4 protein-coding genes are annotated in these 4018 nt (G+C 40.7%); 1 reads left to right on the plus strand and 3 read right to left on the minus strand.

The window, feature by feature from the left end; genetic code table 11:
• Nucleotides 1–1870, minus strand: a 1870-nt coding sequence (locus AC1DVB_RS25700; RefSeq protein WP_477591602.1) for a S9 family peptidase, incomplete at its 3' end; no start/stop codon positions are given.
• Nucleotides 1871–2038: 168 nt separating this feature from the next.
• Nucleotides 2039–2359 (minus strand): YckD family protein, encoded by a 321-nt coding sequence (locus AC1DVB_RS25705; RefSeq protein WP_048678029.1) that lies wholly within the window; start codon nt 2357–2359, stop codon nt 2039–2041.
• A 262-nt stretch (nt 2360–2621) separates the two neighbouring features.
• On the opposite strand from AC1DVB_RS25705, the gene AC1DVB_RS25710 reads away from it, so the two are divergent.
• The gene (locus AC1DVB_RS25710; protein WP_106027466.1) at nt 2622–2768 is read left to right on the plus strand and encodes a lmo0937 family membrane protein; all 147 of its coding nucleotides are present in this window, start codon (nt 2622–2624) and stop codon (nt 2766–2768) included.
• A gap of 300 nt (nt 2769–3068) precedes the next feature.
• Here AC1DVB_RS25710 and AC1DVB_RS25715 read toward each other — a convergent pair whose 3' ends face one another.
• Complete coding sequence (locus AC1DVB_RS25715) at nt 3069–4001, minus strand: NAD(P)/FAD-dependent oxidoreductase (RefSeq protein ID WP_477591605.1); 933 nt, start codon at nt 3999–4001, stop codon at nt 3069–3071.
• Nucleotides 4002–4018 lie beyond the last annotated feature (17 nt).

Below are 4018 nucleotides of genomic sequence, written 5' to 3' on the forward strand. Positions count from 1 at the left end.
CAAGTATGGCTTCTTTATTTTGCCGTTTTAAAGCGACAAAAAATTGCTCGCTCTGTTCAATGGGACAGCGGAAGTCCTTTTCTCCGTGAAGTAAAAGTAAAGGCGTATCCACAGTGGAAACATATTTTAATGGAGAGTGCTGCCATAGTTTTTCAGCAGAGTTAATGATATCGCCGCCAACTTCCCACTCTGTAAAATAATAGCCAATGTCGCTGACCCCATAAAAACTTAGCCAGTTACTGATACAACGCTGAGAAACAGCCGCCTTGAAGCGGTTGGTATGTCCGATGATCCAATTTACCATGAATCCTCCATAACTTCCTCCGGATACCCCTAACTCTTCATCGTCTATAAAATCATACGTAGCTAGAACGTGATCGACTCCAGCCATTAAGTCCTTATAATCCATGCCTCCATAGTCGCCACGGCAGGCGTTTACAAAGTCCTGGCCATATCCTACACTCCCTCGCGGGTTAGTGAACAATACAGTATACCCTTCATTAGCCAAGGTCTGGAATTCATGAACATAGGTATTAGCATACATCATATGCGGTCCGCCATGGATTTCTAAAATGAGCGGATATTTTTGACTACTATTAAAACCGTTCGGTCTCATGATCCAGCCGTGAATGGTAAGCCCATCGACTGATGGAAAAGTAATGGGTTCAGCCATGGACAAATGTTTATCCTTCAAAAACTCCTCATTAACAAAACTGATTTGTTCCTTATCACCATTGGTAAGGTTATAAGCAAAGAGATCGCCAGGATGAACAGGTGTACTGATGGCCACGACAGCACGGTGGCTTTCGGGATCTATAGTCAGGCCGTATATATGCTGCGGGTCAAGGATTGATGGATACATGGCTCCTTCAATGGAACCATAATATACTCCGGTATTACCATAATCACTTATTAAAAAGTAAAAACCTTGGCTATCGTTTGTCCACAAAATACCTGGGTCGACGGCTCCGATTTGGAAATCCCCTATTGCGGAATCTCCAATTTGCACGTCCCATCCGTCGGTCAAACACTTAGTCGTTTGGTCCATGATGGAATATAACCAGATATTTGAAAAGGTCGCACCGGCAAATTCTTTATTATGGCCTATGAAAGATAGATATTCGCCATTTGGAGACCATTTAGGATCTCTAAAGAAACCTGTACTATCCGTAATTTTCTCTAAAGATTTCGTATCAAGATCCATAATGAATATATCTGAAAAAAGTTCATCATCACTTCTTTCTGCATCCCCGCTTATGAATGCAATACGTTGTCCGTCTGGAGACCACGCATTCGGAAGATGATCAATATTGTTTTCCGTCAGCAATGTGAATTCTCCCTTAAAAATGTCCGCTATTACAAGCTGCTGATATAACTGATCAAAATAGCCTCTCCCATCCCATTTGTACTTGATCCGGTCATACCTAATAACTTCTTTGGATAGATCATTTTCATTTACCGAATTAAGGTTTTCGCCTTCCTTTAACCCGGTAGAAAGCAGTAACTTGGTGGAACAAGGGGACCAAATTGGCTTTGATGCGCCGTTGACGAAATGGGTGAGCTGGCGAGCTTCCCCGCCAATGCTCCCGATAATGTGGACTTGTTTTTTTCCTGATCTATCTGATATAAAGGCGATATGCTTGCCGTCGGGGGACCAGGCTGGTGATGTATCACGATTATCCCCAAACGTCCATTGCTTTGTTTCATTTGTAATCAGGCTGAACATAAACAAATTGGAAATGTATTTTTCCGTTTTTTCATCTATTCTGGTTTGGACATAAACCGCCATGCTGCCATCCGGTGATAGCTTTGGATCGGTTACTGATTTCAAGTGAAATAAGTCTCTTGCTGTTATACCTATTTTGTTCATCCTTTTCACCCTTTCATTTCTCATAGTTATGTATTTCGCTAAAGAGAAATAAAATCCTTTAGTAAATGGTAAACGCGTCATGTTTATTTATCAAGGACGAAAGAAATGAAAATAATCCGGCCTTTTTATCAGGTCGGATTATCTGGATATATCGGAAAAAACTTACAATTACTTATGCATATGTCCTGTATGCGGACGGTGCGGCGGTATTTGGAAATTATGTTCTTCCATCATTTTATAATGTTTTTCAAAATGTGAAACCATTTTATCGGCTTCTTCTTTTGAAAGCGCGCCATACTCAACATATTTTTCGATCAATATCTTTTTGTCAGCGAGTATTTGTTTTTGGATCTTAGCGATTTCCGATTTTTGAGCATCAGTGAATTGTACACTTTCAGTCTTTGCTTTATTTTCCTGTGCAGCCGGATGATTAAGGTTGACTAAGAATAGGGAACAAGCTGTTAAACAGATTACGAAAAACTTTTTCATGAATGAACGACTCCTTCTTTTTAATGGTTTTTTCTGCCTAATTGAAGAACTGTAGAACCTTTAAAAACCTGAAAGTCTCTTCCTAATGGTGAATGATAATCAATATGGAAGATTCCTCATTTCTCTATTATCATTTACAGCATTTACAGTTTTATGTAAAAAATAAGGAGGAGGTTTGTTAGAGAAAGATATGGGTATTTTAAATGTAAGTGGAATTCTTATTAATAAAAAGTCCTTTAAAAGGGAAGAAAGGGGGATTATCATGATTTGGACGATTATTGGTGTAATAATATTATTATGGGTTCTTGGTTTAGTCTTCAAAGTGGCTGCAGGCTTTATACATATCTTGCTTATCATCGCGGTCATTCTCATTTTGGTTAAGGTTTTTAAGGGAAGGAATCGAATGTAGAGGTGTATTGAATGACTGACCTGGAAAAGCTTAAATACCAATGTAAAGGCGGCCTGGTGAATAGGTCGCATAAAATTGTAGACAATTTTTGATCTCCACTCCAGGCACTCGCTTTCCGCGGGCGGTCCGGGAGYCTCCTCGGCGCCCTTGCGCCTGCGGGGTCTCCCTGGACACGTTTTTCCCGCAGGAGTCTCGTACCTTCCGTTCCAATCAACTTTGTTTTAAAATTCAGATAGAATCCTTTTTATGTACAAACTGAGGCGGCCTGGTGAACAGGGCGCCTTTTAATTCAGGAAACTGTCAATCATAAGGAAGTGGATAGCCTAACAGCCTCTTATGAATCCATATCGCTGACTGGGTGCCATCTCCCATGGAAATGGTGACTTGTTCGGAATGAGCAACGAGGTCGCCGCCTGCCCAGACTCCTTTAATATTCGTTTCTTTAGTCCGGGGATGAACCACGACATGATTGTTTTCATTGACCTGCACACCTAATTGTAAGGCTAGGCCATTATTAAGCTTGTTCCCTTTAAACGCCGTAAATGCCTTTTCAGCTCTGATAATTTTACCAGATACTAATTCTATGCCCGTTAACTCCTGATTGGCATCGACATGAACCTCACAAACCTCCTCTTCAATTACGGGAATGTGATTTGCCGTTAACTTATCTCTATACTCATCATCAATTTTAGATTTCAAATGGTTTACGTAAATGATATCTTTTGACCAATATAATAGAGTAAGCGCCATGCCTGCACCCGTATTTCCGCCACCAAGAACAACGGTTTGCTTATCCATGATCTCATACCCATCACAGTCAGGGCATATATATGTGGATGTCCCAAGAGTTGAATAGATGTTTTTGATTGGAGGAATGTTATCGGTAATGCCAGTACCAAGAAAAATCATTTTTGMTTGATATTCCCTGTCATTTTTAGTTTGGATAAAAAACTTGTCCTGCTTTTTTTCTAGAGATGTCACTGTATCATCCATGAATTCGACACCGAATTTTTCAGCGTGCTGCCTGCCAAGCGTCCTTAATTGTTTCCCGCTTACCCCGTCTGGCCACCCAAGAATGTTATGGTATGCCTTGGCAATGGAGGAGCGGCCTTGAGCAGAATCAATGACGATAATATCATGTTTATATCTTCCTAGCTGGATGGCTGCCTGAATCCCGGCTATACCTCCACCAATAATAATGCAATCTGCTTGTTTCATGAATTCACCGCCCATAAATTTGGAATAAACCT

The sequence above is a fragment of the Peribacillus sp. P4_D6 genome (assembly GCF_056401795.1).

Coding starts and splice junctions, on each gene's coding strand:
- AC1DVB_RS25705 (WP_048678029.1), bottom strand. CDS start 2,359: ATGAAAAAGTTTTTCGTAATCTGTTTAACAGCTTGTTCCCTATTCTTA.
- AC1DVB_RS25710 (WP_106027466.1), top strand. CDS start 2,622: ATGATTTGGACGATTATTGGTGTAATAATATTATTATGGGTTCTTGGT.